Here is a 1,809-nt window from a genome sequence, read left to right as displayed (position 1 = left end):
GCGGCCGCGAGCAGCTGGCCGTCGAGGCGTTCGCCGACGCGCTTGAGGTCATCCCGCGCACGCTCGCCGAGAACGCCGGCCTCGACCCGATCGACTCGCTGGTCGACCTGCGCGCCAGCCACGACGGCGGTGCGTTCACCTCCGGCCTCGACGCCTACACCGGCGACATCGCCGACATGCAGGAGGACGGCGTCGTCGAGCCGCTCCGCGTGAAGACCCAGGCCGTCGAGTCCGCCACCGAGGCGGCGACGATGATCCTCCGCATCGACGACGTGATCGCTGCGGGCGACCTCGCCGGCGGCCAGGTTGGCGACGACGACGGCGGGGACGAGATGCCGCCGGGCGGCGGCGGCATGGGCGGCATGGGCGGTATGGGTGGCATGGGCGGCGCTATGTAAGATCGGTCTCAGACCGATCTTACGTAGCAGTCGAGCTTCGCTCGACGACGCCGATGTAAGCGAGGCGGGAACACTCGCCTCCGGCGAGGCAAACCGCCTCGATACCGAGCGGGGAGCGCATCGCGCGACCCGCGAGGTGAAGTTAGGCGCTTAGCCACTTCCACCTCGCCGCTCCCACCACCGAACCGCCTTCCAACTGAGGGTCAGACCGCTTCCGTCTCTCCGACCTGCGGGACAACTTCCCGACCGTTTTCGTACGGCGACTCCCCGCGCCCGGTATTTATTTGTGGCCGCAGAACCTCCTCTCAAACACCCGACTGGTCCGTCGGGTAGTCAGAGGCAGGCCGGCGGGTCCTCGCGGTCCCGCTGTGTTCGATCTGGTGCAGTGCCCGCTCGGGGCACACGTTTTCACTCGTGAACCGTCCGGAGCAGCGCCTCGAGTTCGTCGACGAACCCCTCGAACATCGCCTCCCCTTTCGCCGCGCTGACGGCGCTCACGTCGCCCATCGCCCCGGAGTCGGACCACTCGGCCACGTCGAGGGTGACGTTCAACGGTCCGGACCCCAGCAAGTCGGCGGGCGCCTGCTCGTACTCGGTCTCCCACTCGGTCGCCTCCATGCGCGTCTCGTCGACGAGTTCCGGGTGGAGGTGGAGCATCATCGACGTTTCGAGCTCGCCGCCGTGGGCCATCCCGCCGCGGTCGCTCTCGCGCACGTCGTCGAGGAAGTACTCGCCGAGCTCGAAGTACGTCAGCCCCAGCACCTCCGTCTCGGGCTGTTCGGCGCCGACGCGCTGGGTCGCCGCGGCGATCAGCGGCCGGTTCCCGCCGTGGCCGTTGAGGAACAGCAGCGTGTCGAACGCGTTGCCCAGCGCGCTGTCGGCGATCTGTGAGAGCGCGTCGCTCAGCGTGTCGAACTCGGCGCTGACGGTGCCGCCGAAGGGGAGGTGGTGCGGCGAGTGGCCCAGCCACAGCGGCGGCGTGGTGAGGATCGGAACTGTCTCGGAAACGCGCTCGGCGCCGGCGGTGGCGACGGCCTCGACGAGGAGCGTGTCGGTACCGGTCGGCAGGTGGTGGCCGTGCTGTTCGAGCGCGCCGACGGGGACGATCAGGACGGAGCCGTCCTGCTCGGCGATCTCGACGATCTCGGGGTACGGCTTGGCGGCCCACGCGACGGGGCTGGTGGTGTCGACCATGCGGGCCGTTGGCAAAGAGTGGGGAAGTAGGTGTGGGTGGCGGGCATCGACGCCCCCGCGGCGCCGCCGGAGTGGTGCGGTGGGGTTCGAACTCGATTGCGAGACTCGCTGACGCTCGTCTCGCGTAGTTCGAAATCCCACGGGCGCCGCTGCTGCTCACGTTCGTTCGCAGACAGCGGGCGCGGTGGGATTCGAACCGGAGGAAGACGGTCGCCTC

General features: G+C 69.4%; 2 protein-coding genes. One reads left to right on the top strand and one right to left on the bottom strand.

What is annotated here, in order from left to right; all coding sequences use genetic code 11:
- A partial coding sequence (locus ACP95_RS15005; protein ID WP_272913179.1) for a TCP-1/cpn60 chaperonin family protein occupies nucleotides 1–398 on the top strand: 398 nt, incomplete at its 5' end.
- Between the two features lie 408 nt (nucleotides 399–806).
- On the opposite strand, the gene ACP95_RS15000 is transcribed toward ACP95_RS15005, so the two are convergent.
- On the bottom strand, nucleotides 807–1,592 hold the full coding sequence (locus tag ACP95_RS15000) for a creatininase family protein (protein ID WP_049981974.1): 786 nt from the start codon (nucleotides 1,590–1,592) through the stop codon (nucleotides 807–809).
- Between the last annotated feature and the right edge of the window lie 217 nt (nucleotides 1,593–1,809).

The organism is Halolamina rubra (assembly GCF_000739555.1).
Taxonomy (GTDB): Archaea; Halobacteriota; Halobacteria; order Halobacteriales; family Haloferacaceae; genus Halolamina; species Halolamina rubra.
This window is presented reverse-complemented; position numbering and strand designations above follow the sequence as displayed.

Bases quoted from the DNA above. Each gene is read 5' to 3' on its own strand.
- ACP95_RS15000 (WP_049981974.1), bottom strand. From the start codon at position 1,592: ATGGTCGACACCACCAGCCCCGTCGCGTGGGCCGCCAAGCCGTACCCC.